The sequence below is a fragment of the Pseudoalteromonas sp. SCSIO 43101 genome, from assembly GCF_023650775.1.
Taxonomy (GTDB): Bacteria; Pseudomonadota; Gammaproteobacteria; order Enterobacterales; family Alteromonadaceae; genus Pseudoalteromonas; species Pseudoalteromonas apostichopi.
On the sequence record NZ_CP072673.1, the window covers coordinates 497,617 to 523,388 of the forward strand.

A 25,772-nucleotide genomic window follows, 5' to 3' on the forward strand; every position below is an offset into this window, starting at 1 on the left:
TGTGAAAGCTGGGTTTTTTATTTTTTACACTTTTATCTTTTGAATTTTATACTATAGTTAGGTTAACGTAAGTTTGAAAGTGTAAAAAAAGATGATTGATTACAGTGTTGATACTTTGGTGTTTGGAAATGGTGAGCGTTACCCAATTTTGATGGGTAGCGATGATATGCCACACTTTCACATAACATTATGGACAACAACTAAACTGCGATCTAATGGTAAACAATTTAACACCATATCTAATAAACTCGAACATGTGAAATGGTTCCTTCAGTGGCAAGTTGAAAATCAAAGAGACTTATATTCAGAATTTCAGCAAGGTAAATTTTTAGATACAGATGATATTCAAAGTATTAAGTCTCACCTAGCCATTGATATCAGACAACTTAAAATAAGTACTTCAAGAAAAAATAGCAGCCGGAATAAAGTCATCAATTTAGCTGAACGTCCAACTTTAGTTGATGTTATTCCTTCTGTTGGTCGTAACCACCATTACAACCGAATGACCTCTGTTATTGAGTATTTAGATTTTTTAGCGAACTTGGCGGTAAAAGAACAAGCTTCTTCGATACTGTATGCAAAAATTAAGAAAATGACTAAGCAATTCAGGGCGGCTCGACCTAAAGGAAAAGGCCAAAATGTTCTTGATAATACAGAAAGTAAAACGTTACCTGAGGAGCTAGTTAGAGAATTTATCGCTGTTGCACATTATGACAATCCTCAAAACCCTTTTAAGAACGAGGTGATACGGTTTAGAAATCATCTCATGTTTCATTTAATGGAAAAACACGGAATTAGGGCCGGAGAGCTACTATCTCTGAAATTAGAAGATATCACGGTGCATGGTAGCGGAAAATCATTTTGGGTAAGAAGGACTCATGATGATGTTCATTATCCAAAGAAAAAGCAAAGAGTTGCGAAAACGAAAGAGCGGAAATTAAAGATAAGGGACACTACAGCGGAGCTATTGGATAAGTATATTTTACAATACCGCAAGCAGACACCAAACACGAAAAAGCATTCTTACCTCTTTGTCGCTCACCGAAAAGGTGACACTCAAGGACAACCGCTATCTGGTTCTACATTTGATAATACGATAGTGCCAGCAATGAAATCTGTGGACGAAAAATTTTCAGATATACACCCACACTATTTTCGTCACGATTGGAACGAAGGCTTCTCTCAAAAAATTGATGCAAATAATAAGTTGGCGGCAGCGGGAGTTGAGGGCTTCGAATTTATCGATAGTGGTAAAGAAGCGAAAATGAGAATGCAGCAAATGGGGCATTCAAGTGAAAAGTCTGGCGATACTTATAATAAACGCCACATAACAAAAAAAGCGAATGAGGTTAACTTGAATGAACAAGAAGAATTGAACATGAAAGCAGCGGAAGCTAGGAGCGGTAAATGAATAACAGTGCAGCAATTGTTTCACAAAAAAAGGGCATCGTTTTAAAAGGTACTTCAAGTAAAGTATCTAAAGATGGATATAGCTTCGATATTAATTCAAATAAATGGCACTTGAATAAAGATGTTGTGATTCGTTTTCAAGCAGATGTACTGGAGCTTGATCCTATTACGCAAAATGGATTTCGGGAGTCATTAGCAAGATATGCTGAAGAAGCATCAGCTTCACACACCCTAAATATGTATATGCGTTTTCAACGTATGGTGCGGGATACAAGATGTAAAACAATTGATGAATACGTAATTAGAAATTGGCGTGCGATGCTAGATAATGAGCATGAGTGGTATTTGGGCGCTCTTAGAGGTTTCTTAATCAGTTGGTATGACTATGGCTACAAGGGAATTAGTAGCGAAGTTGTTAAAGTACTAGAGGGTATGACCCTTTCGGGAAATCAAAAAGGAATAGCTATTGCAAATCGTTGCCCATATACAGGTGCATTAACTCAGCATGAGCAGATAGCCGTTGCCAATGAACTTATTAGAATGTTTTCAGAAGATCAAATCTCATTAGCGTGTTATAGCTATTTGGTTACTTTGCAAGCCACAGCTCGAAGAAGTGTACAGTTGCGTCAATTAAAAATTGTAGATCTTATTAAAGAACCTTGTTCTAAAACAAAAACGACTAATTATTACCTCAATATCCCAAGAGCAAAACAAAGAGGTGTGGGTTTTAGAGAAGTATTTAAAAAATTGGCAATAACAGAGGAGCTATATCTTACGCTGTTAAATTTAGCGGAAAGTGAAAGTAATAAGTTAGGTGAAATATTTAATATTGAGTTGAATGATAAGCAAAAGGTGTTAGTTCCAGTTTTTATTGACTGGAGTAAAGTTCGGGAGATGGTAAATCATAATTTGTCGAATGATGCGTTAGAACAGCTTTTAACGACAGACCTATTCCACCTTTCATCAAGCCAATTAATAGGTGGCTTTATTAGACAGGCCAATGTCCTGAATCGAGCTGTAAGTGAGAGAACTGGCGAAATTATTCAATTATCCGCAAGGCGTTTTAGGCGCACTCGTGGTACTAACCTTGGTCGAAAAGGGGTAGGTGCATTAATTATTGCTGAAGCTCTTGATCAGTCTGACACCCAAAACGTTAAAGTTTATACAGAGAACACAGCGGATACGGTAACTTATATTGATAAGGCCGTAGGAAAGCAGCTAGCGCCATTTGCTAAAGCATTTAAAGGCGAGATCATTGTAAATTTAGATGATGGTGAGCGAGGCGATGACCCATCTGCTCGTATACCGAATAATGATAATGAAGCTGTAGGTGCATGTGGTACTAATGACTTTTGTGTTAAAGGTTATGAAGCTTGTTATCTTTGTGAAAAGTTTAGACCTTTATTGGATGGGCCTCATGAAAAATTCTTAGAAAGCCTATACGCTGAAAAAGAAACTCGCCTCAAAGCGACAAAGAGTGAGCAATATGCTTCAACTAAAGACACTTTAATATTGGCTGTTGAATGGGTAGTGCAAGCTTGTGCCGAAATGAAGCAAAAGCAAGGAGACACGACTAATGGCTGATAATGTAATCCGTTTTAAAGCGAAAGCAACACTCAATGCTGAGCAAAATCTGAGTAAATTTATTTCTAATTGCAGAACACACTTAACTGTATTTGGAATAGATAAATGGCATGAAAACAAATGGGACACAGTTAAGGGAACAAGAAAGGTGGTTGCCCGTTTTTCAACGAATTTGAAGCCATCTAATTCTTACCAGTACGAACCTTTAGCTGCACCATTTATAGATTTTGCAAAAGCATACATCAAGCATACCTATACAGATAAGCCAGTTTCTAATTTACAACGTCACATGGAAGCACTACGTGTACTTGAAGAAGCCTTGATTTTAGCTACAGGAAAAGCTGATATTTTGATGCTTGATGGCACAGTACTGGGACGATTGGATGAAGTGTTTCATCGGCAATTGTCAGATTCTACAGCAAGAAATAAATCTGGTTATCAAATGGAGTTGATATTGAATTTTTGCCGTGAAAATTTAATTGCCCCTAATCTACCTGAATGGAACAATCCCTATCAAAAAATTAAAGATTTAACTATAACCGTTGATGAAAAAGGTAAGGAGTACCGTTCAGAAAAATTACCCACTAGTGAAGAAATGTTGCTAATTGCAGAGCTTTTCAACAAAGCACCAACTCTAGGTCTGGAAGTTGAGTATTTCACTGCCGTTTATGCGCTACTCATGGTTGCCCCATCTAGAGCATCAGAAACGACAACGCTTTCTACTGACTGTCTTGTTTGGGAAGAAGATCGTGCAGGAGATTTGAAACTTGGACTGCAATGGGTTCCTGCTAAAAAAGGAAAGGCGGGAGTTAAATGGGTTCCAACCCAAATGCAAGATGTAGTAGTTGATGCTGTGGAGCGACTTAAACGTATTGGTGAGCCTGCACGAAGAGCGGCTAAATTTGCAGAAGAACACCCTGAAGAATTTATGATCCATGACGGATGTATCACACCTGAGGGCTTTTCAATAGACAAGCCTTTGTCAATTGAGCAACTTAATGCGGCACTTTCTACAAACTATAAACAGCTTGAGAACCCACGTACAAAATGGCTAGAAAAACTCTTGGAAGACAACGGTGGTAGCATTAGTTACCGGGTGTTAGGGGGGCATGAGTACAGGAAGTACATCAAAAAGTTCCCGAACTGGCCTTACTCGGATAAAAACAAACATGTAAAAGTTTCTGAAGCATTGTTGTTACATCGAGATAATGAGTTTCATGCAGATTTTAGTCCTAGGGGGTTTTCATTTTGGATTCCAAATGTAAATCAGATTAATGATCGTTTTATTCAGGGAGGGGCGAGAGGTGAACGTAGTCTTTGGGTCAAGTATGGATTTAGTTTGAAAAGTGGGGAGAACATTGACTTATCTACTCATAAAGCTAGGCATTGGCTTAGCACTATGGCGGAAAGTGGTGGAATGGATGCACTGACATTGGCTCACTGGGCAGGTAGAGCAAAAGTTGACGATAACAAAAAATATGATCACCGCACAGAAGATGAAAAGGCAGAAGAAGTTGCGGCCTTAATGCTGCCAGAAGATGCCAATGTTTTAGACAAAATAAAAAATCGTATTCCTGTGACTTTTCAGGATATAGGCAAAGATTTGGATGGAGCTGCCATTGTAACTGAGCTTGGTGTTTGTGAGCATGATTATGCAATGTCACCTTGTCAGCGAAACGGTGATTGTGAAACTTGTAAAGAGCTGGTCTGTATCAAAGGCTTCAGTGACTCTTTAGTCTTACTCAAAAAGAGAGAGAATGAGATACAGCAGCAACTTGATAAAGCTTTACTTGATCATGAAATGGGCACTTTTGGTTCAGATCGTTGGGTAACTAATCAAGGTTGGCGATTAGCTCATATTCGAACAAAAATCCGCTTGCTGGAAGACGAGAATACCGCTGATGGCACACCGATTAGAATTCCAGAAGAATATGACCCCTCTCCTGTTAAAGAAATGTTGAGGGAGAAAGGGCTGGTAACTGATGTAGTAAGTCCTGAAGAGATAGATTTTTCTGATGAAATATTCAACCTGATGGAGCTTTAACGATGCCCAAGATCATAGTTACTAGCGACAATATTACTGAAATATTACACCTGATTGATACATGGAAAGGTAAGTTAACTTGGCCTCTTTTATGTGAGCAGGTTAAGTCTATGCTCGGATTGGAGGATGTTACTCGTCAAACTTTATCTGGTTATAAAGAGATTCAGGAAGCCTTTACTGCACGCAAAGAGTTTTTGAGGGAAAACACTGTTGAAGAAGTAAAGACTAAGGATAGTGACGTAGAGTACCTGATGACCCAAATTGAAGGACTAGAAGCTGAGTTAGCTAGAGCCAATAAAACAATAGAGAAATACAAGCAGAGGTTCGTACTTTGGCAGTTCAACGCTTATAAACATGGAATAAGAATAGACTCACTTGATGACGCTGTTGAAATGTTAGAACAACCGTTGACTGAATTGAAACGCAGGACAGGTGGCTCGTAATGGCAACAGGAAAAGGTTTAAACGGTCAACAAAAAGCACAAAAGAATGTAGATGACTTCATTGCTTGGGCTGCATCGCAATCTGATGATGATTTTAAACAGATCATTTTTAGAGGCCAGTTAAATCGTGGTGAAATTGCCAAGGCAGTCGGCTGCGGAAAATCTGCTTTGAATCAGAATCCATTGCTAAAAGAGAAGCTTAATAGTTTGGAAGATGGATTGCGGGAAAAGGGTATTTTACCAAGGCTGGCGGAGAGCGCCAAAGGAGCCAGCAGTAAACCAAAGCAATATGATAATACTACCAACCGAAAGTTATTAGACTCTAAACGCTTATCTAGCCTTGAAGCAGAAAATGTTGAGCTGAAAGCTAAAGTTCAAGAGCTGGAAAAAAGATTAGAACGGTTTGGCGAACTATCAGATACGCTTGCTGAAATGGGGTTCATGCCAAGATGAACTCGGTAGCGCATGAAGATCAATTCCGAGTCACCAGCATCCCATTTGCTTCCTCAAAGATGGTGATTTTCAGCGGTGTGCCGCTGCGGAAGAACTCATACAAAATAAATAGCGGCAAATATTACGTCACCATCAAGACTCATCCTGACGATATTCCAGTGCAACCTGCAATTGGTCAACACTGGTCAGTCAGAGGTAATAGGCTAGTTGAAGATATGGACACTGGTGACTATGTAATGCAGCAACATACGTACGAGTCACCAGTGCATGTTGAATGCCAGTTACCAGAGACAGGTGAACAGCTAATCAAATTTATTGCTAAAGAAAATGACTTTAAGGGTATCGGTGAAAGTAAAGCAAGGGCGCTCTGGGAGCTGCTAGGGAAAGATTTCCACTCAATTGTTAGTAATGGCAGTACTGAGTCTCGTTCGCGCCTTAGAGAGCTTCTCAGTAACGAGTCAATCAATGCATTGTTCAAAGGTTATGCAAAGTATAAAAACCTAGCGTTCTGTAACTGGATGTCTGAACAGAAAATTCCAGCAACGATTCAACAACGACTGTTGAAGCATCATAGTGAAAATTCAATTGGAGCGATAAAAAATAACCCGTACATTCTGGTGGGTTTTGGGATGTCATTTGAAGACATTGATTTAATTGCTTTTAATCCAGAATTGGGCTTCAACATACAAAAAGACGATGACAAGCGCTTAAGTGCAGCCTTAGAAATAGCAATTAGAAAGGAAATTGAAAAAGGCCATACCTATACATCACAAGCAGATCTGCGCCCAAGGCTAACAAAATTACTTAAAGACAAAGAGCTTGTTAGCCAAGCGTTTAAAGCTGGTTGCGATAAAGCGCAATACATCCTCAACTCTGAAACTGGAAATTATCACCCAACAGCTCAGTTGCTGATGGAAAATGTCGTTGCTAAACGACTAAAACAGCTATCTGGGCAAACAGATCTTTATGATGCAAAAGCCAACAGTGCCTACCTGAAAGCCGTTAGTGAGTTGCCTTATGAGTTAACACAGAAGCAAACAGAGGCTGTTACAACGTGTTTAGATAACGCAATTAGTTGTATCACTGGTGGAGCTGGAACAGGTAAAACTACTGTACTTAGAACAGCATTGCGTGCATATCATCAAATGGAGTTTGAAATACACGCTGTAGCGCTGAGTGGTAGAGCAGCTATGCGTTTGCATGAGTCTATCGGTTTTATTACATCAACCATTGCCAAATTGTTACGAGAAGCGCCTATAGAGCCAAATTCAGAACGGCAAAAACATCTTTTGGTAATTGATGAAGCTAGCATGATTGATTTGCCAACGATGTACCGCTTAGTGAATCATATTCACCCATCCGTCAGGATAATATTTACGGGTGATCCTGACCAACTTCCGCCTATTGGTTGCGGTAAAGTGTTGGCTGATATCGTTCTTGCCGAAACAATTGCTAATACCAAACTTGATATAGTAAAACGGCAAGAAGGCACAACAGGAATCCCTGAATATTCGAAATTGATTAATCAAGGCATTGTTCCTGATAACCTTTCATCGGGGGCAATATATTTTCATCAAACAGACAATGAAAATATAGCTACAGTGTGCTGTGAATTATACCAGAAATCACCCAGTGATAGCCGAATTATGGCTCCAACTAAGAAGTTAGTCGCTGATATAAACAAGCTAACGCAAGAGGCAGTTAACCCTCATGGTAATTTGTTGGAATTCACTATGCACGGAGAGCAATATTTTCAAAATTTCAGATTAAATGATCAAATTCTTTTTACTCAGAACCATTATGATAAAGGCATTCAAAATGGCTCTCTTGGCACACTAACCAGCGTTAATTTTTCTGGTGATGTTTATGGTGCTGTAACGCTTGATACTGGTGATGTGATAGAGATCAACCAATCTGTATTGGATTGCATGGAACTGGGTTATGCAATAACCCTTCATAAAGCTCAAGGGTCGCAATTTCCTCGAATCATTGTGGCCTTACAAAAAGGTAAAATCGTAGATAGAGCGTGGCTGTATACCGCAATTACAAGAGCGGAGAGTGAAATTCATATTGTGGGTTCACAAAATGACTTCAGGCATATAATTGAACAACCTAGTAATTCTTATTGCAGAAATAGTTATTTAGTGGACTTGTTAGTTGATTCTAAGCATACTGTGAATGACTCATTTAGCATTAAAAAAGGAGATTTTTTAAGTGATTCCGTTTAAGTTGAAAGTAAGAAATATTCCTTTTATTTTTCTTGTATTAGCGTCCTGCTTTTGGGCATATTTCTATCAATCATCTATATGGTTAAATGAATACGGTAGTTATAAACCTGAATGGTTATTAATCATTGACGGTTTAATAGTGCTGCCAATTTTGTGCTTAGTTTGTATTGAAAATAAAAAGGAAGCTATTACCAAGGCTATCGTATATGGCTGTTTGATTGTTCTGCTTGGAAGTTTAATAATACCGGAGCCTTCAAAATTATATTGGAACTACTTAGAGTCCTTGCGCTATTTGGCTCTTGCCGCTTTTCTTCTATTAGAAGTCGTAACTATTTTTACTGTGATTTTTGCAATTAAGGCATCGTTAGATAAGAGCCAAGATCCAGATTTGTCTATATCTGAACCAATTGAATCAATAGTTGGAAAATCTGCTATTAGTCAACTTTTATGCTTTGAAGCTAGAGTTTGGACATATTTATTGTTTTCCAGTCGAATAAGTAAAAATAACTTCGAGGGTAATAGTCATTATTACGGTTATAAAAAAGATGGAACTAAAAGCAATTTGATGGGGTTTATCATGTTAATTGCTTTTGAGCTTCCAATCATGCATTTGATTTTGCATTTTGTTTGGTCACCAATTGCGGCAAATATTATAAGTGCTTTAACCCTGATTGGACTGGTTTTCTTTATCTCTGAGTACAAAGCAATTTCTATAAGGCCGATATCAATAACTGGTGAAGCTTTAACCATTAGGTATGGCTTATGGAATCCAGTAAAAATACGTCATAGTGAAATTAAGAGTGTCATCTTGAATGATATATTTGTTCGTAGAGCAAGTGACGTGAAACGGTTTAATTTGTCAGGTGTGCCAAATATCAAAATTGAACTTTTGTCTGGTAATAAAATTTATCTGGGTTTAGATTCACCTAGGGACTTTATTGAGGATTTGAGTCGGTATAAAAAAAATGAATTTTGAAATACTTTCTGCAATGCCTACGCCTAAAGAATACGTTGAGCTTCGAGCATTGGTAGGTTGGGGCGAAGTTGATCTGGAAGTTGCATCAAAAGGACTTGAGAGATCATTATTCAATGTTTCAGCACGATTAGGTTCTAGGTTAGTAGGTATGGGCAGAGTAGTAGGAGATGGAGCTATGTTTTTTTATATCCAAGACTTAGTTGTTGCTCCAGAGTTTCAGAATAAAGGCTTGGGTAAGCGTCTGATGGATCAGATAGAGATTTATATTTCTCAAGTTGCGGTTAAGGGGGCTACGGTTGGGCTATTCTCAGCTCAAGGTAAAGAGTCGTTTTATATGCGTTATGAATATATTAAAAGGACAGGCGAAGATTTGGGGCTAGGCATGTGTAAGTTCATCTAATGATAGAATGAAGCCGCATGGATGCGGATACTGCACCGTACTTTTTAGCAGGTGCAAATCCCTCTCCTGCTAAACAAACGAATTACACTCATACTGTTCTCGACTTGTTGGAACAAGTCGCACTCAAATGTTATGGTTATTTACACAGCAAAAATTCATGGATGAATGATTACCGCTGAAGGACTCAGCGCAAATTGCTCTTATTTAAAAGTGTAAATTTAAACATTAAGATATGCTTAATTACGGGCTTGACTGGTCTTATATTTACGAAAAATTCAAAATCGTAAAAATAGAGTGGGGTAAGTAAGTGGTATGCTGATTGATTAGCCCTTATTCTGTATAAGGTTTCCCTACTCACTCAGTCACTCACTTAGGCAGTTTCGTGAAAATTTACGGATACTACCTTTTTAAATGACCAGACACCGTTAAGTGTTTGCAATATTTTAAACCCAGCCTAGTAGCTGGGTTTTTTATTTGCATAACACTCCGTATCACTACTCTTTAATTGAGTCGTGTTGGTTACAAAATAATTCTCATTAACTATTATTGCTAGGTGTTTAAAATTACAAAACTTTTGACAGCGCTGGTTATAGGATTTTTCTGATCTTGCTTTAAATCGCCCTGCAGCCTTGTATTTATAGGGTTCTTGGACAACACTTTGTATATGTTTAAGCAACTAACCTGTGAAATGAAACGAGATTTAACTTCACAATTCAAGCAACCGGTGGTCATCTATATGATGGCCGCGTTTTTGCTATTGGTTGTTTTTAATATTTTCTTAAGTGATGTGCTGCACGACAAAGTGCATCGCACAGGGACTGAGCTTGCCAAACAGGTTTATGAGTTAAATCTCGACCCAGTTGCCTCGCAAGATATTATTGCTTCATTAGCTAAGAGCCAAGGCTTTGCTGTGAGTGTCAGTGACGTACCCTCTAACTTTGCAAATTTTATTAACCTTGAACAAGAGGTGTTTAGCTATAAAACGGTTAATCTACGTCTTTTTCATTGGCCTTCTTGGCTGGTCGAAAGCCACTTATTTATTTTCTTAAATTTAATCTTGCTTGGAGCAGGGTATTGGGGGTTTCGCTGGTGGAAAAAAATGTTCAAGCAATTGGCTGTCGTAGATAAACCAATAATTAATCCAACTAAGAAGCCGAGTATTCAGTCGGCGACAAAAAAAATAGCATCGCCAAAACCTTTAGGCCATCAAGATTTGAATATTTTGTATGGTGTACCCACAAATTATAATCGCTTGTTTGCGTTGTTTTTTTGGAAGACCCCATTTCCTGCCAACCTCGACGTTGATAATTACTTTAAATTAGTAATAGCTAAAGGGTTTGGTGAGCTTGTAAATCGTTCTGTTAAATTGTTGCCATCTGGTGGTATTGCCGTGACCTTAAATAGTGTACCTGCTACTGAAGTCGACAAATACACTAAGCGATTACATCAAGTTATATATCAAGCTTGCTTAAACTACCGAAGTGACTTGTCTCGCTCTGATATTAAAATTGGCGTATGTAATTACCGTACAGGCGCCGATCAGGCCGTTGTATATCAGCTTACGAAATCGGCATTAGCATTGGCGAAACAAAGTGCTTGGCAGCATATTCACCGCTTGCCTTTTGGTCATACACAGTCAAGTATTTTGGCTGATAGCAAAGAGCACCTTTTTGAATATATAAAGAAAAAGCATTTTATGTTGTTTTTTCAGCCGTTGTTTGACTTACAAACAGGTGACATTTTGCAGCACGAGGCATTGATCCGCATACGCCATAAAAACTTAGGTTTGTTGGCTGCGCGGCACTTTATTCCGCACATGAGCAGTAAAAAAGATGTCTTGCTGTTGGATAAAACAGTGGTTTCGCAAGTGAAGAAAATGCTGGTGAACGAAACTGGCACATTAATAGTAAGCATCAATTTGCATGCAATGAATTGGTTTAATGATGAGTTTTGGGTTTGGTTTAAACAGCAAATGGATGATTTTAATTGTACAGAAAAATTGCAATTTGAACTCAGTGAAGATGATTATTTAAAACAACATAAAAAGCTTAGTGCACAATTTGAATGTTTAGAAACACTGTCGGCAGGTATTGTTATCGATAATGTTCGCAGTGCAGAGCATCTAGCAACTTATAAAAAAAATATCAAAAGTGTACGCAGTATTAAGCTGGCGTTTGAGCTTATTCACAATATTGATACTAATACTCAGCAACAAAAAACCGTTAAACAAATAATTACTAAAGGCACAGAATTAAACTTTCCAGTGTATGCGGTTGGGGTAGAAACTCAAAACGAACTCGCTACCTTGAAAAACCTAGGTGTAGTAGCTGCACAAGGTTTTTACTTTGCAGAGCCATTGCAAAGGCTGGCTGATATTACGCCTCATAGTTAGTCTATTAGCCTTCGATATTTAAGGCCATCTAAACCTTGCAGCCCACCAGTATGGACTGCAATAATGCGCGTTCCTTCACTAAAATAACCTTGTTCAATTAGTTGCCAAACGGCATAAAGCATTTTACCGCTATAAATAGGTTCAAGTGGGATTGCGTGTTGCTTAGTAAACGTTTGACAAAACTGCCACAAAGTATCGCTAAACTTTCCGTAGCCACCATCATGGAAATCGCAAAGCAGCTGCCAGTTTTGCTGTAGCATTGCTTTATTGCTGAGCTGCTTTATTTCCTCAATTAAATAGTGAGCTTGCTTTAACACTGCCACACCTAATAACTGAGTATGCTCTGGCATACCTTCAATTAAGCCCGCTAATGTGCCACCACTACCTGTTGGACAAACAAGCACATCACAACTTGGTAAGCTCTGTGCTAATTCTTTGCAGCCTAAAAGCGCTGCTGCGTTGGTGCCACCCTCGGGTAATATGTACGCATTAGGAAACTGCTTTTGTAATTTTGCCAAATAAGTTTGATCGTGCCTTGAACGGTAAGTAATACGATTAACAGGGTGCAAGCTCATACCACATTGTTTAGCGTAATTTAGTGTTGGGTTTGCTTCATCTAATTCGGGGCCGCGGATAATACCATGGGTTTTAAAACCAAATAGTTTGCCTGCAGTGGCCGTAGCATGGATATGATTTGAAAACGCACCACCAAAAGTGAGTAACTCAGATTTCCTCTGTTGTTTCATAGCATCTAAGTTAAATTTTAACTTACGCCATTTATTGCCACTAATTTGTGGGTGAATAAGATCATCACGCTTGATACTAAGGTGAATTTTACGTGCAGTTAGTAATGGGTGATTAACAGTTTGTATTGGTGATTCAAAGAAAGTGTACACGGTATCATTCAGTAAAAAAACACATCCAATTGTAGCAAAGTTGTCTTACAGATAGAAATTAGTCAATTAAACCAAAATGATTTTGTTATTTACTGGCATCAACTAAGGTAATAGATGTAAACTCAGATAATAATTGAACAAAGCTTGTGTTTTGCTTTGCAAGTACATAGCATAAGAGTTTAATTATAAAAAAATAATAATGACCAAATAATTGCCGCTTTTTGGGAATGGAATATATGCGAATTGCTCCTTTATCTCTGTTAATTTCAGTTAGTTTGCTAGCAACTAGTGCATTTGCACAAGATACTGCTACGGTAACTGGCATTGAATCAGAGATCAGTAAAAAACAAGCCGAATACGATAACTCGACCCTAATCCTCGAAAAACACCTAAAAGAAGAAAGTCAGTTACAAAAACAACTCGAATTATTGCGCGCCCGCTCAACTGAGCTAGACAAAGAAAAGAATCAAGCGCTAGATGCAATGAACGAGATGTACCGCCGACTAATTGATGACCCAACCCTTGATATCAGCAATGCGCAGTCGCGCTATCAAAAAGCGGTTGTTGATCACAAACAAAACAAAGATGATATTTCGATGCAATTGGCGGCAATTGCTTCACATAGAAAAGACATTGAGCAAATTCGTGTATCAAAACATACACAGTTAAACACCTTAGAAAGTTTAAAAGAGCAGTTAGCAACGGCACGTGTTGAGCGTTTACGTAACGAATTCACTCGTGAAGGCACATTAGAGGTTAATCACACAATTAACTGTAAGCGCACTGAAACACTTGCTGCATGTGAACAGCGCGGCCAGCAAATGGGCTTACAAAAAGCCACTAAACGTTTTGTAGACCAAATTTTTGCTAACTTAACTGAAGAGCGTTTAGTTGAACCAAAACGCAACCTTGCTGGTGCACAAGTTAAGATTTTAAGTAGCCATGTAGTGAATAGCGCTTTTAGTGGGCAAGGTAACTACAACGTTAACTTAAGCGTGACGATGCGCGGTGATGTAAATAGTAGCCGTTTATGTAGCTTACTTAATTTAGACAACCGTTTTTGTGCAGACTATGGCACACCTTTAGCTGGAAACTTTCAGCCAAGCTACGGGACCACATATTCAGATAGTCAGTTAACATTCAGTGATCCTCAGGATAATGGGCAGGTGGTATCGGTTTCACGTATGAGTGAACAACCTGTAAGCGATTACTCTGTAAAAAAGCCAATAAAGGTTGAACCATTACCTGATCTAAAAAAATCTAAAATGGTTGAATTAACACTGCGTTCAAATGTTTATGATGACGAAGTGTTTATTGATGGTGTGAGCTATGGCGCAACTAGGTTAACGACATCATTACCAAAAGGTTTCCATGAAATTGAAATTCGCAAACGAGGCTACAAAAGCTATAAAGCGCGAATTGATCTGCGTAAAGCGCAAACAATTAATGCAAATCTAGTGAAAGTACCAGAACCAGTTGTTGCTGAGGTTACTACGGCACCAACTCAACCAGTAATAGCACCCGTTGCAAGTATTGTTAATAAAACCAGCTCTGCCAGCATTGTGGTTATACCCGCTGGTAAATTTAAGATGGGTGATATTAACGGCAACGGTTTAGCGAATGAACGTCCAGTGGTAGAAAAAACCATTGCTAATTCATTTGCAATGCAAAGCAAAGAAGTAAGCGTTGGCGAGTATGAGCAATTCGTTGCGAATACGGGCTACAAAACAGAAGCAGAAAAAGATCGCGGCTGTGCGTATTACTTAAATGGTGAACCAGTGTGGGAAGCAACCCTAAACTGGCGTAACCCAGGCTTTGATCAAGAAAGTGATTTTCCGGCGGTTTGTTTAACTTACAATGATGCCAAAGCGTATGCAGATTGGTTATCTGGTCAAACAGGCCAGTTATTTCGTTTACCCAATGAGGTTGAGTGGGAGTACGCTGCACGCGCAGGTAAAGAAACTGAATACCCTTGGGGTAACGAAATTGGAAAGAATCTAGCGAACTGTGGCTGGTGTGGTAGCGAATGGTCAAATAAGAGCGCTGCACCAACAGGATCGTTTTCTCCTAACGCATTTGGCCTATACGATACAGTAGGTAATGTGTGGGAATGGACAAACAAAAAGTCAGGACAGTCTGATGTGGCTGTTCGAGGCGGTGCATGGAATTTTGCCCCTAGCCTAGCACGTGTATCAACGCGCTTAATCTTAGCGCCAGATTTCCGTGCAAACTATATCGGTTTCCGTTTAGTACGCGAACGATAGGAATTTGAAAAGGAAGCAATGGATGCTTCCTTTTTTAGCAATTTAAATAAAGCAGTTGCGCTTTCTCATGATTAGCATGATAGAGTGAGAGCAGCTAGTATAAGAATGAATTTTTCAAAGGTCATCCAGCCTCATGTTTAAAAAACTCCGTGGTATTTTTTCAAACGATCTATCGATCGACTTGGGTACAGCCAATACCCTAATTTATGTAAAAGAAGAAGGTATCGTATTAAACGAGCCTTCAGTTGTTGCTATTCGTCAAGAGCGTGCTGGTGGCCCTAAGAGCGTGGCATCTGTAGGTACTGAAGCTAAGCAAATGTTAGGCCGTACTCCGGGTAACATTAAAGCGATTCGTCCAATGAAAGACGGCGTTATTGCTGACTTCTATGTGACAGAAAAAATGCTTCAACACTTTATTAAACAAGTGCATAACAACAACTTTATGCGTCCAAGCCCGCGTGTACTTATTTGTGTGCCTTGTGGTGCAACTCAAGTTGAAAAACGTGCTATTCGTGAATCAGCAATGGGTGCTGGTGCACGTGAAGTTTATTTAATTGAAGAGCCAATGGCTGCGGCGATTGGTGCAGGTTTGCCTGTATCTGAAGCAACGGGTTCGATGGTTGTTGATATCGGTGGTGGTACAACTGAGGTTGCCATTATTTCACTAAATGGTGTGGTTTACTCTTCATCTGTACGCATCGGTGGTGACAAGTTTGATGAAGCGATTATCAACTATGTACGCCGTAACTTTGGTAGTTTAATTGGTGAAGCAACGGCTGAAAACATTAAACACCAAATTGGTTCGGCCTTCAAAACTGACGAGCCAATTGAAATTGAAGTACGTGGTCGTAACCTCGCTGAAGGTGTACCGCGCTCTTTCACACTGAACTCACACGAAATCTTAGAAGCATTACAAGAGCCATTAATGGGTATTGTAAGTGCAGTGATGGTTGCGCTTGAGCAATCTCCGCCAGAGCTTGCGTCTGATATCTCTGCACATGGTATGGTATTAACAGGTGGTGGTGCATTATTAAAAGACTTAGATCGTTTATTAATGGAAGAAACCGGTATTCCAGTTGTGGTTGCTGATGACCCATTAACCTGTGTTGCTCGTGGCGGCGGTAAGGCACTAGAAATGATTGATATGCACGGTGGTGACGTATTTAGTTACGACTAATGAAGTTACTGTTTGGTCGTACCATCTCTTTGCAACTGCGACTTTTTGTCGCAGTGCTTTTGAGTGTCGTGTTGATCGTGGGCGATCGCTACACTCAAGGTGGTACAACAATCCGCACTAGTTTAAATACCCTAGTTAGCCCACTTATTTATCTTGCCAATTTACCCTATGAGTTATTTAGTATTGGCGCGAAGAATCTGCACACCCGCGAACAGCTATTAACTGAAAACGAAGCGTTAAAAAAGAAGCAGTTACTACAAAGCGAACAACTACAACAATTGCAATTTTTATCTCGTGAAAACGATAAGTTACGAGCGTTATTGGGTTCATCCGCTAAGCAATCAAATCGTAAAATCATTGCACAAGTACTCTCTGTTCACTCTAATCCGTATAGCCATCAGGTGGTTATTAACCGTGGTACAACTGATGGTCTAAGTGAAGGTCAAGCCGTCATTGACGAAATGGGGGTTGTGGGGCAAATCACTCAAGTGGGCTCGACTACTTCTCGAGTACTACTGATGACAGATACAACCCATGCCACACCAGTGCGTATTCTACGTAACGATGTGCGAACCGTGGTTGAAGGGATTGGCAAAATTAACGTAGTAAAGCTTTCGCACGTTCCGCATAGCCTTGATGTTCGCATTGGCGATATTCTGGTTACCTCAGGTCTGGGGGGCACGTTCCCAGAGGGGTATCCGGTTGCAGTGGTGACCGAAATTAACCGCGATGAAGGGCGTCCGTTTGCACAAGTTTATGCTGAACCCATTGCACAACTCGATCGTATTCGCTTATTGGTTGTGCTGTGGCGTAATCAGCAGGAGAGCATGAGCAATGAATAGTCGTCACTCTTTGCTGATTGCTATCAGTATTTTCTTTGCATTGGTTATGGCGTTAATGCCGTTACCGATTTCGTTTGAGCCCTATCGTCCAGATTGGGTGTTAATGGTATTAATGTATTGGTCATTAGCGGTGCCACACCGTTTAAATATTGGCACAGCTTGGGTGGTTGGTTTATTGATGGACCTTGCATCAGGATCGCCATTAGGTGTGAACTCACTGACTTATTCGGTGTGTATATTTATCACTGCTAGTAACTTCCAAAAAATTAGAAACTTTTCTTTATGGCAGCAAAGTATATTAATTGCTTTGTTTTTAACGCTTTATCACCTCATGCAGTTTTGGCTTAACCACTTTTTAATGGGCGTTTACTTTAGCCCCCATTATATGTGGCCAGTGCTAACCGGCATGCTTTGTTGGTGGTGGATTTTCTTAATTTTGCGTAAATATCGCCGTCATTTCAGGATTAGATAATGCAAATCGCAATTTATTTGGCGTCTGCATCACCGCGCCGAAAAGAGTTGCTCAGCCAACTTGGCGTTGAGTTTTCTCAATTTAGCGTTGATGCAGATGAAAGCCAGTTCCCAAACGAAGCCCCTCGTGACTATGTAGAGCGTCTTGCCAGACTCAAGGCACAATCAGGCGTAGCTATGGGTTACATTGACCGTCCAGTACTTGGCAGCGATACCGTAGTTGTAATTGATGATACCGCACTCGGTAAACCGCTGGACCAAGCAGATTTTACTACCACGATGAAGCGTTTATCTGGCCGTACCCATCAAGTGATGACGGCTGTGGCAATTGCTGATAGTGAGCAAGTAAAAAGCTGTCTTGTTGTGACTGATGTCACATTTAAAGTGCTCAGCGATGCTGAAATTGATGCCTATTGGCATAGTGGTGAGCCACAAGATAAAGCTGGTGGTTATGGCATACAAGGCTTAGGTGGGCGCTTTGTTAGTCATCTTTCGGGTAGCTATTTTGCAGTTGTCGGCTTACCTTTATATGAGACAGAGCAGTTATTAAACGAATTTTTAAGAGGGTAACATGAGCACTGAATTACTGATCAACGTTACACCGAGCGAAAGTCGCGTTGCGCTTATCGAAAATGGCGTACTGCAAGAGATTCAACTAGAGCGAATTGGCAACCTAGGTATTGTCGGTAACATTTACCTAGGTAAAATCAGCCGTGTTTTACCAGGCATGCAAGCTGCGTTTGTGGATATTGGCTTAGAGAAAGCTGCCTTTTTACATGCATCGGACATTGTAAACAGTGCCTCGATTGTGGAAGGCGTTGATGAGCAGCCAATAAAGAAAGTACAAGATATTCGTGAGCTTGTGCGCCAAGGTCAATATATCATGGTGCAAGTGGTTAAAGACCCTCTTGGAACCAAAGGTGCACGCTTAACAACTGATATCACCATTCCTTCACGTTACTTAGTGTTCATGCCAGATGCGACTCATGTTGGTGTGAGCCAGCGCATTGAAACTGAAGAAGAACGTTTACGCTTAAAGAAAATTGTTGCTGAATATGGCGATGATGATGGCAGCTTTATTGTTCGTACCGCAGCAGAAGGTGCGTCGGAAGCTGAGCTACGTCATGATGCTGAGTTCTTAAAAAAACTGTGGCAAAAAATTGTTACTAAGCGTAAAAAAATCAGTAAAGAAAGCATCTTGCATGAAGACTTAACACTCGCTTTTCGAACTTTACGTGACTACGTAGGTGAAGACATGGAGCGTATTCGTGTTGACTCAAAGCTCACTTATCAGGAGCTTAAAGAGTTTACAGAAGAGTTTGTGCCTATCTTATCGGGAGCACTTGAATATTATCCTGGTGAGCGGCCTATTTTCGATTTATTCGATGTTGAAACCGAGATTCAAAAAGCACTCCACCGTAAAGTTGAGCTTAAATCGGGCGGTTATTTAATTATTGACCAAACCGAAGCGATGACAACCGTTGATGTAAATACTGGTGCGTTTGTTGGTCATCGTAATTTAGAAGAAACCATTTTTAATACTAATATCGAAGCGACCTCTGCGATTGCACGTCAACTGCGGTTACGCAACTTAGGTGGCATCATTATCATCGACTTTATCGATATGGTCAGTGATGAGCACAAGCGCCGAGTATTGCACTCGCTTGAGTCAGCTCTTGCAAAAGATCGTGCAAAAGCCAACATAAATGGTCTATCTGCACTAGGCTTAGTAGAGATGACCCGCAAGCGTACCCGCGAAAGCTTAGAGCATATCCTTTGTGATGTGTGTCCTGCGTGTTCCGGTCGTGGTTCACAAAAAACGGTAGAAACAGTTTGCTACGAAATTTTACGTGAAATCGTTAGGGTAAACCGTGCTTATGCGGCTGATAAGTTCATGGTTTATGCCGCTCCTTCGGTAAGTGAAGCGCTGATCAACGATGAGTATCACAATCTTGCAGAGCTGGAACTATTTATCGGTAAGCAAGTCAGTATTCAAACAGAGAGTTTATACAACCAAGAACAGTTTGATGTGGTAATGATGTAATGAAGGCAAAAACGGTCTGCTTTTATTGTTTACGTAAGTTATGGCAAGTATTTGCTATCACTCTCGTACTGCTGGCCGTTATTGTCTCTGTTGTGAAGTATTCACTCCCTTATGCGAATGACTATAAAGATGATATTGAAGCGTTTTTGTATGAACGTTTTGATGTTAATTTAGCGATTGGTTCTATCTCGGCTAGCTGGCAGGGCAAAGGTCCTGCCTTAGTCATTGAAGACATTTCGTTTGAAGATAACCAAACCTCACCCATCGCACTAACCATTGATAAAGCCAGCCTTGAAGTAAACTTATGGGAGTCGGTGAAAAGCCGTCAGCTTAAATCGAGCTACTTTGTGATCAATGGCTTTCATGCTGATGTTGATTTACCCACTATGCTTGATTTGGGTAATAACCAGCAAGCAGGCAACTTTGAGCAAAAAGAACTGATTGAAGGCTTATTCCTTGGTGAAACAGGCCACTTTGCAGTGCAAGACAGTAGCCTTAACCTTACCCTCAGTGATGGCAAAGAGCGTAAGCTGATCCTTGAAAACATTGTTTGGCAAAATACCCCAGAGCAGCATCAAGGCTCGGGAACATTAGCGTTACCGGGGATTTCTGTTGGTAGTTTTGACGCCCGTATGGCACTTAATGGCTCAACCCTCGAAACCATGGCTGGTGATATTTATGTCCAAGCAGCGAACGTCGATGTGTCTAAGTGGTTGGCGCAATATATTAATACTGACAAACAGCAGCTTAATTCAGACATCAACTTAAAGACGTGGTTTAGCCTTGAGAAAGGCCTGATCAGCGATGTAAAAGTGCAGTGGCTACCTAGCTTTATCAACTGGCAGCAAAACCAAGAAGCACATCAAATTAGCTTAAGTGAAGGTGGCTTTCATTTATTTCCAAAGCAAAATGGCTGGCGCTTAAAAAGCACCGGACTCACGTTTGAAAGTGACTTAAAAGAATGGCCGACCTTACAATTTGAAGCTCAACTTGGCGATAAAAGCCAAATCTGGCTTAAACAATTTGATTTTGCATTACTCGCCAAGTTATCGCAGTTAAGTAATTTTGAGGTGCTAGCACCATTTTTAGCACGCCAACCCAATGGTCAATTAAGTGATGCCTATTTAGAATTAGGTCAGCAAGATAAGTGGCAGTTCTGGTTTCAAGGTGAGCAAATTAATTGGCTATCGCTGCAAGGCATTCCTGGTGGGCAAGCTATTCGTGTTGATGGCTTAATTAATCAATCAGCTGGTCGAATTCAGTTATATGGCGAGAATAATCAACTGCTCACGAACGGCAGCTTTAGCCAAGATATTGCTTATAACCAATTAAATGTCGAGCTAGACCTTCATCGTTACGACGATGGCTGGCGTATTAGTAGCGATAATATCTGGCTTGATAACGACGAAGTTACCCTTGCAGCTGAGATGATGCTTAGTCTTACTGATGAGCCGCGTTTAGATTTATATGCTGAAGCCTATGCCCCTGATGCCAACGTAGCTGGGCATTATTTCCCATTACCTGTGATGAGCGAAAAGTTGGTTAATTACCTCAATGGGGCAATTAAGGGCGGTGAAGTAAACAAAGCTCAAGTGTTGTTTTCTGGGCCATTTAAAGGTTTTCCATTCAAACAGAAGCAAGGTCAATTTGAAGTTTTAGCGAATGTTGAGAGTGCCAAATATAAATTCTCACCGAGCTGGCCTACAGTTGAAAATGCTAACGTCATTTTACATTTTGAAAATGAGCGCATGGATATCTATAGCAAGTCAGGCAAGCTAGTTAATTTATCTCTCGGAGAGAGTGTGCACGTCAGTATTGCAGATTTAATGAATGCAGAGATACTAAAAGTTGCTATAAACAAGCGCGCCCATGGCAATAAGCTTAATCCTTTCTTTACTGAGACTCCGCTTGCAAAGCCTTTAGCAAGTGTCTTTGAAGTCGTGCAACCTCAAGGTGAAGCAACCGCCGAGATTGAGCTGTTAGTTAATTTACGTTCTGGTCATGTTGATGCGATTGGTGAAGTTGAACTTGCAAATATTCCGGTTTACCTTGCACAACCGGGGATCACACTTAATAACATGACTGGTATCGTTAAGTTTAATAACGATAAAATCGACCTAAAAAATGCTAAAGCAAACTGGATGGGGATGCCACTCACTGCGAGTTATAACAGCGAAAGCGTGGCTGATAACTACCTCGCAGAAATTGATATAAAACTGGCGCTTGAAGCTGAGCCTTTAATTGAACAAGCCCATGGTTTGCTTGCAGGTTACTTAAGCGGTCAAAGCGATGTTGATATTAATGTTTCACTTAATTTTTTACCGAATGATTTCAATTATCGTGCAGATGTGAGTGGCGACTTAATCGGTGTGACTAGCCAGTTGCCGGCACCTTATAACAAGAGTTCAGAGCAAAGTTGGCCATTAACCGCGGTGGTACAAGGCGACCGCATCTCAAATCTGATTACTGCTAATATCGATGAGCAGCTTTTCTTTAATGCGATTTTAGATAATGGTAAACAGAAATTTAGTAATGCCCATTTAGTTTTAGGCGCACAAGATTTAGGTCTTAATCGTGAAGGTTTTGCTGTATCTATCGATTTGCCAGAAACTAAAATAGTGCCTTGGTTTGGCTTAATTGATCAAATTATTGCGCTCACCAAAGTGAAGTCTGACGCGCCAAGTGTGATGCCTGCATTCAATAACGTAACGGGTAAATTTAATAAGCTGGCATTACATAATATCGACTTTAATGATTTTGAATTTCGCTTAGCACCAAAACAATCAGACTTAGAGTTAAGGTTAAATGCTAAAGAATTACGTGCCGACGCACTTATTCCAACCGGTGAAACGCGCAGACCAATTCAAATTTTTACTGACTATCTGCGTATTAACTTCAACGAAGTAGCAGATCAAGCAGATCAAGTTTCTGAACCTGAAGATTTAAGATGGTTAACTCGTGTTCCAGCAATCGAGTTTAACTGCGAAGATTGTAAAGTGGCAGAGTATCAACTCGATAAAATTAAAAGCAGCTTAGTAGGAGAGCAAGGTAAACTCTTGTTCACTGAGCTTGTTATTGACAAAGGCGATCATGTATTGCGTGGTAAGGGGCAATTTGCTGATGGTCAAACACGCTTTACTGGTAACTTACAAAGTGACGATATCGGTGAGTTATTTGATGAATTTGATATCACAACAACAGTAAAAGATTCTGATGCCGATATTAAGTTTGATCTTGCATGGCAAGGCGCACCTTATAACTTTGACGTACCCAGTTTAGCGGGGGAGCTAGATTGGCGTTTAGGTGAAGGTCACCTTACAGAAATTAGTGATGGTGGTGCGCGGGTATTCTCATTACTGAGTTTAGATTCGTTAGTGCGTAAGCTGAAACTCGATTTTAGAGATGTATTCTCTAAAGGCTTTTTCTATAACAGCATGCAAGGCACTATGCAGCTAGAAAAGGGCATTGCTTACACTCAAGATACCAAGCTTGATGGTGTACCTGCCGATTTAACGATTAAAGGCCACACTAACTTAAACACCTTTGAAATTGACTACGACCTGGCTGTTGCACCGCAGGTAACCTCAAGTATTCCTGTTATTGTGGCATGGATGGTCAACCCTGTAAGTGGTCTTGCAGCGCTGGCAATCGATAAAGTAATTCACTCGGCACGAGTGATCTCTGAGATCAACTTTAAAGTAACAGGGAGTATGAATGATCCTGTAGTGAAAGAGCTTGATCGTAAGAGTCGTGAAGTGACGTTACCGCAAGCTGCGCAAAGTCAGCCACAGTCGTCGACGCAATTAAAATTAAAAGATGCCGCATCTTCAGCGAGTTTAGGTAACAATGAAGACTAATCATCAACCACAGGTTGTCGCAGTACAAATGTGCTCAAGCATGAATGCTGAGCAAAACCTCGCTTTTCTAGCAGATACACTGACCAAGTTACCTGCTACTCGGCCATTGCTTGTGTGTTTACCTGAAAGTTTTTTGATTTTTAGTAAGCACAGCCAAGCAAGCTATGAATTAGGTCTACAGAGTGAGGTTTATAAAGCGAAACTTGCCGATTTATGTAAGCAGCATGATATCTGGTTAGCTGCTGGTACCCTCCCTGTTTCGCAGCAAAATGGTAAGTATTTAGCTGCCTCGTTTTTATTTAATAACCAGGGTGATGTGGTTGCACAGTACAATAAAATTCACTTATTTGATGTAGATGTTGCCGACACGACGCGCAGTTACCGAGAGTCTGATGCGACGCAGGCGGGCGAGGATATTGTGGTGGTTGATTCGCCATTTGGTAAAATTGGCCTAGCAGTATGTTATGATCTACGTTTTAGTGGCTTATTCACCGCGATGCAGCGCCAAGGGGCTGACCTCATTTTAGTGCCAAGTGCCTTTACTACAGTCACCGGCGCTGCTCATTGGCATATTTTATTAGCTGCGCGCGCAATCGAAACACAATGTTATGTGGTTGCCGCAGCACAGTGGGGCGAGCACGAGAATGGCCGTCACACTTATGGCCACAGCATTATTATTTCACCATGGGGAGAAACGCTCAGTGAGCTTGCCTCTGGTACTGGGTTTATCAGCCATTGGCTTGATTTAAACCGCTTGAATACAATTCGCCAAGACATGCCTATGCAGTCTCAGCAACGATTTAGAGAGCATTTATTATGAACACGGTTGAACAGCATTTATTACATGACAGCCAACTAACGAGAGAAGAATTAGAAAAAACGCTCGCTTTTATTCATCAACACCAAGTTGATTATGCCGACCTGTATTTTCAATCTAGTCACCACGAATCTTGGGTGCTTGAAGATGGCTTAGTGAAAGAAGGTTCTTACAACGTTGAACGCGGTGTGGGTGTGCGTGCTGTTAGTGGTGAAAAAACCGGTTTTTCATACTCAGATGCGATTAATCTTGAAGCGTTAAATAAAGCCGCAACCGCAGCGCGTAGTATTGCCAATGCAGGCGAAAACAAAACGATTCAGGTGTTCAGTGATGTTGCTGCTAAAGAGCAGTATGCGCCGCATCAACCTATTCAAAGCATGAGCAATGATGACAAAGTAAGTCTGCTACGTGAGCTTGAAAGCTATATTCGTCAATTAGCACCTGATGCTGAGCAAGTGATCAGTTCAATGTCGGCGGTTTATGAAGAAGTGTTAATTGCTGCAAGTGATGGCACCTTTGCAACCGATATTCGCCCGCTTATTCGTTTAAATTGTTCAGTGTTACTTGAGAAGAATGGTCGTCGTGAGCGCGGTGGTGCAGGGGGCGGTGCTCGTTTAGATTATGGTTATTTTAAAGAGTTAGTCGATGGCAAACCGCGTTGGATGGAATACGCGGAAGAAGCTGTTCGCCAAGCGAAAGTAAACCTAGAAGCTATCGATGCACCTGCAGGTAGCATGGAAGTAGTACTAGGTGCAGGTTGGCCGGGCGTGTTACTACACGAAGCGGTAGGTCATGGCCTAGAAGGTGACTTTAACCGTAAAGGCGCATCAGCTTTTAGCGGTAAGGTAGGTCAAAAGGTGGCATCTGAGCTGTGTACAGTCGTGGATGATGGCACCATTGCTGATCGCCGAGGTTCATTGAACGTAGATGACGAAGGCACTCCTGCTGCGTATAACGTGCTTATTGAAAACGGTATTCTAAAAGGCTACATGCAAGATAAGCTAAATGCGCGTTTAATGGGGGTTAACCCTACCGGTAATGCGCGCCGTGAATCGTACGCTCATTTACCTATGCCACGTATGACCAACACTTATATGTTAGGTGGAGAGCACAGCCAAGCCGATATTATCAGCTCGGTGAAAAAGGGTATCTTCGCGCCTAATTTTGGTGGCGGCCAAGTGGATATCACGTCAGGTAAATTTGTATTTAGCGCCTCTGAAGCCTACTTAATTGAAAACGGTAAAATCACGCAACCTATCAAAGGTGCCACACTAATTGGTAATGGCCCAGAAGTGATGCAGCAGATCTCAATGGTAGGGAACGATCTAGCACTTGATAAAGGCGTTGGCGTGTGCGGTAAAGATGGCCAAAGCGTACCTGTTGGGGTAGGTCAACCAAGCCTTAAAATTGATAACTTAACGGTGGGTGGTACGGCTTAATATTCCCTCATTATAGTTATAATGAACGCGAGGGTA

At 40.6% G+C, this 25,772-nt stretch carries 19 protein-coding genes; 18 read left to right on the plus strand and 1 reads right to left on the minus strand.

The window, feature by feature from the left end; all coding sequences use genetic code 11:
- The first annotated feature begins 91 nt into the window (after positions 1–91).
- The 9 genes from J8Z25_RS02425 to J8Z25_RS02465 all read left to right on the plus strand — a co-directional run bounded on the left by J8Z25_RS02425 (position 92) and on the right by J8Z25_RS02465 (position 11,929).
- Entirely contained in the window at positions 92–1,411 is a 1,320-nt protein-coding gene (locus J8Z25_RS02425) for a site-specific integrase (protein ID WP_250661614.1), read from the plus strand.
- Positions 1,408–2,994, plus strand: coding sequence for a site-specific integrase (locus tag J8Z25_RS02430; RefSeq protein ID WP_250661615.1), 1,587 nt, complete (start codon positions 1,408–1,410; stop codon positions 2,992–2,994). Before J8Z25_RS02425 ends, J8Z25_RS02430 begins: the two co-directional genes overlap by 4 nt.
- The gene (locus J8Z25_RS02435) at positions 2,987–5,038 is read left to right on the plus strand and encodes an integrase (protein ID WP_250661616.1); all 2,052 of its coding nucleotides are present in this window, start codon (positions 2,987–2,989) and stop codon (positions 5,036–5,038) included. Before J8Z25_RS02430 ends, J8Z25_RS02435 begins: the two co-directional genes overlap by 8 nt.
- Before the next feature lie 2 nt (positions 5,039–5,040).
- The gene (locus J8Z25_RS02440; RefSeq protein WP_250661617.1) at positions 5,041–5,481 is read left to right on the plus strand and encodes a hypothetical protein; all 441 of its coding nucleotides are present in this window, start codon (positions 5,041–5,043) and stop codon (positions 5,479–5,481) included.
- A complete protein-coding gene (locus J8Z25_RS02445) occupies positions 5,481–5,933 on the plus strand; it encodes a VPA1267 family protein (RefSeq protein WP_250661618.1) in 453 nt (150 codons plus the stop codon). Before J8Z25_RS02440 ends, J8Z25_RS02445 begins: the two co-directional genes overlap by 1 nt.
- Entirely contained in the window at positions 5,930–8,161 is a 2,232-nt protein-coding gene (locus J8Z25_RS02450; protein ID WP_250661619.1) for an AAA family ATPase, read from the plus strand. Before J8Z25_RS02445 ends, J8Z25_RS02450 begins: the two co-directional genes overlap by 4 nt.
- A complete protein-coding gene (locus J8Z25_RS02455; protein WP_250661620.1) occupies positions 8,148–9,137 on the plus strand; it encodes a hypothetical protein in 990 nt (329 codons plus the stop codon). Before J8Z25_RS02450 ends, J8Z25_RS02455 begins: the two co-directional genes overlap by 14 nt.
- The gene (locus J8Z25_RS02460) at positions 9,127–9,537 is read left to right on the plus strand and encodes a GNAT family N-acetyltransferase (protein ID WP_250661621.1); all 411 of its coding nucleotides are present in this window, start codon (positions 9,127–9,129) and stop codon (positions 9,535–9,537) included. The genes J8Z25_RS02455 and J8Z25_RS02460 overlap by 11 nt, the downstream gene beginning before the upstream one ends.
- A gap of 664 nt (positions 9,538–10,201) precedes the next feature.
- Positions 10,202–11,929: an EAL domain-containing protein gene (locus tag J8Z25_RS02465; protein WP_250661622.1), complete on the plus strand. Its 1,728-nt coding sequence runs from the start codon at positions 10,202–10,204 to the stop codon at positions 11,927–11,929.
- On the opposite strand, the gene J8Z25_RS02470 is transcribed toward J8Z25_RS02465, so the two are convergent.
- Positions 11,926–12,825 carry a 1-aminocyclopropane-1-carboxylate deaminase/D-cysteine desulfhydrase gene (locus J8Z25_RS02470; protein ID WP_233786783.1) on the minus strand — a complete coding sequence of 300 codons (900 nt, stop codon included), beginning with the start codon at positions 12,823–12,825 and terminating at the stop codon, positions 11,926–11,928. The genes J8Z25_RS02465 and J8Z25_RS02470 overlap by 4 nt on opposite strands.
- 236 nt (positions 12,826–13,061) lie before the next feature.
- Between J8Z25_RS02470 and J8Z25_RS02475 the strand changes: the two genes are divergently transcribed.
- From J8Z25_RS02475 to tldD, 9 genes are all read left to right on the plus strand, one after another.
- Entirely contained in the window at positions 13,062–15,089 is a 2,028-nt protein-coding gene (locus J8Z25_RS02475) for an SUMF1/EgtB/PvdO family nonheme iron enzyme (RefSeq protein ID WP_130049776.1), read from the plus strand.
- 133 nt (positions 15,090–15,222) lie between these two features.
- Positions 15,223–16,266 carry a rod shape-determining protein gene (locus J8Z25_RS02480; RefSeq protein ID WP_054552787.1) on the plus strand — a complete coding sequence of 348 codons (1,044 nt, stop codon included), beginning with the start codon at positions 15,223–15,225 and terminating at the stop codon, positions 16,264–16,266.
- Positions 16,266–17,108 (plus strand): rod shape-determining protein MreC, encoded by an 843-nt coding sequence (mreC, locus tag J8Z25_RS02485; RefSeq protein ID WP_130049775.1) that lies wholly within the window; start codon positions 16,266–16,268, stop codon positions 17,106–17,108. The genes J8Z25_RS02480 and mreC overlap by 1 nt, the downstream gene beginning before the upstream one ends.
- Positions 17,101–17,580, plus strand: coding sequence for a rod shape-determining protein MreD (gene mreD, locus J8Z25_RS02490; protein ID WP_054552785.1), 480 nt, complete (start codon positions 17,101–17,103; stop codon positions 17,578–17,580). The genes mreC and mreD overlap by 8 nt, the downstream gene beginning before the upstream one ends.
- Positions 17,580–18,149 (plus strand): Maf family protein, encoded by a 570-nt coding sequence (locus tag J8Z25_RS02495; RefSeq protein WP_250661623.1) that lies wholly within the window; start codon positions 17,580–17,582, stop codon positions 18,147–18,149. Before mreD ends, J8Z25_RS02495 begins: the two co-directional genes overlap by 1 nt.
- Before the next feature lies 1 nt (position 18,150).
- Positions 18,151–19,623, plus strand: a complete 1,473-nt coding sequence (gene rng, locus J8Z25_RS02500) for a ribonuclease G (RefSeq protein ID WP_130049773.1) — start codon at positions 18,151–18,153, stop codon at positions 19,621–19,623.
- Positions 19,623–23,480, plus strand: coding sequence for a YhdP family protein (locus J8Z25_RS02505; RefSeq protein WP_250661624.1), 3,858 nt, complete (start codon positions 19,623–19,625; stop codon positions 23,478–23,480). Before rng ends, J8Z25_RS02505 begins: the two co-directional genes overlap by 1 nt.
- Positions 23,470–24,300: a carbon-nitrogen hydrolase family protein gene (locus tag J8Z25_RS02510; RefSeq protein ID WP_130049771.1), complete on the plus strand. Its 831-nt coding sequence runs from the start codon at positions 23,470–23,472 to the stop codon at positions 24,298–24,300. The genes J8Z25_RS02505 and J8Z25_RS02510 overlap by 11 nt, the downstream gene beginning before the upstream one ends.
- Positions 24,297–25,736 (plus strand): metalloprotease TldD, encoded by a 1,440-nt coding sequence (gene tldD / locus J8Z25_RS02515; RefSeq protein ID WP_130049770.1) that lies wholly within the window; start codon positions 24,297–24,299, stop codon positions 25,734–25,736. Before J8Z25_RS02510 ends, tldD begins: the two co-directional genes overlap by 4 nt.
- Positions 25,737–25,772 lie beyond the last annotated feature (36 nt).

What these genes read in the sequence shown, in the direction of transcription:
- J8Z25_RS02425 (WP_250661614.1), top strand. Translation starts at nt 92, where the DNA reads ATGATTGATTACAGTGTTGATACTTTGGTGTTTGGAAATGGTGAGCGT.
- J8Z25_RS02430 (WP_250661615.1), top strand. Translation starts at nt 1,408, where the DNA reads ATGAATAACAGTGCAGCAATTGTTTCACAAAAAAAGGGCATCGTTTTA.
- J8Z25_RS02435 (WP_250661616.1), top strand. Translation starts at nt 2,987, where the DNA reads ATGGCTGATAATGTAATCCGTTTTAAAGCGAAAGCAACACTCAATGCT.
- J8Z25_RS02440 (WP_250661617.1), top strand. Translation starts at nt 5,041, where the DNA reads ATGCCCAAGATCATAGTTACTAGCGACAATATTACTGAAATATTACAC.
- J8Z25_RS02445 (WP_250661618.1), top strand. Translation starts at nt 5,481, where the DNA reads ATGGCAACAGGAAAAGGTTTAAACGGTCAACAAAAAGCACAAAAGAAT.
- J8Z25_RS02450 (WP_250661619.1), top strand. Translation starts at nt 5,930, where the DNA reads ATGAACTCGGTAGCGCATGAAGATCAATTCCGAGTCACCAGCATCCCA.
- J8Z25_RS02460 (WP_250661621.1), top strand. Translation starts at nt 9,127, where the DNA reads ATGAATTTTGAAATACTTTCTGCAATGCCTACGCCTAAAGAATACGTT.
- J8Z25_RS02465 (WP_250661622.1), top strand. Translation starts at nt 10,202, where the DNA reads ATGTTTAAGCAACTAACCTGTGAAATGAAACGAGATTTAACTTCACAA.
- J8Z25_RS02475 (WP_130049776.1), top strand. Translation starts at nt 13,062, where the DNA reads ATGCGAATTGCTCCTTTATCTCTGTTAATTTCAGTTAGTTTGCTAGCA.
- J8Z25_RS02480 (WP_054552787.1), top strand. Translation starts at nt 15,223, where the DNA reads ATGTTTAAAAAACTCCGTGGTATTTTTTCAAACGATCTATCGATCGAC.
- mreC (WP_130049775.1), top strand. Translation starts at nt 16,266, where the DNA reads ATGAAGTTACTGTTTGGTCGTACCATCTCTTTGCAACTGCGACTTTTT.
- mreD (WP_054552785.1), top strand. Translation starts at nt 17,101, where the DNA reads ATGAATAGTCGTCACTCTTTGCTGATTGCTATCAGTATTTTCTTTGCA.
- J8Z25_RS02495 (WP_250661623.1), top strand. Translation starts at nt 17,580, where the DNA reads ATGCAAATCGCAATTTATTTGGCGTCTGCATCACCGCGCCGAAAAGAG.
- rng (WP_130049773.1), top strand. Translation starts at nt 18,151, where the DNA reads ATGAGCACTGAATTACTGATCAACGTTACACCGAGCGAAAGTCGCGTT.
- J8Z25_RS02505 (WP_250661624.1), top strand. Translation starts at nt 19,623, where the DNA reads ATGAAGGCAAAAACGGTCTGCTTTTATTGTTTACGTAAGTTATGGCAA.
- J8Z25_RS02510 (WP_130049771.1), top strand. Translation starts at nt 23,470, where the DNA reads ATGAAGACTAATCATCAACCACAGGTTGTCGCAGTACAAATGTGCTCA.
- tldD (WP_130049770.1), top strand. Translation starts at nt 24,297, where the DNA reads ATGAACACGGTTGAACAGCATTTATTACATGACAGCCAACTAACGAGA.